Genomic DNA, 631 nt, shown 5'->3' on the forward strand with positions numbered 1-631 from the left:
TTTGGAATCCAGCCCGGGTAGCCGCGTCTGTCTTTTGCAGACGGCTGTCCCGGAATGATGACGAACGCCCAGTCTCCCCGCTCCTTTATAAGTTGGACATCTTCGCCGAAAAGCACTTGCGTTTGAACAAGGTTTGCCGTACATAGCTCAAGGCGCTCCTCGTAGGACAATTCGTCAAGCCAGCTTCTCACATGTACAGGGTTTGACAGCATCATCCGGTCAATTGTGCGCGGCGCTTCCGGACTGGTCCAGACATTGGCGACTGAGACGGCTGTCGTATAAAGGCTCATTTGTCCTCTCCCCCCTCATGGCAGACTTTCGTGATTCCGAGTCCGGGAGCATCCGGTATCGTGATCGTTCCTGCATGATAGCGGATGCCGCCTTCAACGATATCCTCCTTCAGCATGAGCGGCGCATCAAAATCGAATTTTGTCACATTTTTCTGGCTTGCTGCGAAGTGGACGGCCGCTGCGATGCCGAGCCTTGTCTCGATCATGCTTCCGGCCATGCATTCCACTCCGCACGCTTCTGCCATGGCGTTGATTTTCAGCGCCTGGCGGATGCCGCCTGCCTTCATCAGTTTAATATTGATGAGATCGGCGCTTCTCGTTTTCAGCACGTGAAAAGCATA

At 54.0% G+C, this 631-nt stretch carries 1 protein-coding gene and 1 pseudogene; both read right to left on the reverse strand.

From position 1 onward, the window contains the following. Positions 1 to 290, reverse strand: a pseudogene (locus tag ACWHAR_RS28700) (peptidase); the annotation flags it as partial. Beyond that, positions 287 to 631, reverse strand: a 345-nt coding sequence (locus tag ACWHAR_RS28705; RefSeq protein WP_452088650.1) for an enolase C-terminal domain-like protein, incomplete at its 5' end; no start/stop codon positions are given. The pseudogene ACWHAR_RS28700 and the gene ACWHAR_RS28705, both read right to left, overlap by 4 nt.

This window comes from Bacillus sp. LR--39, from assembly GCF_053613335.1.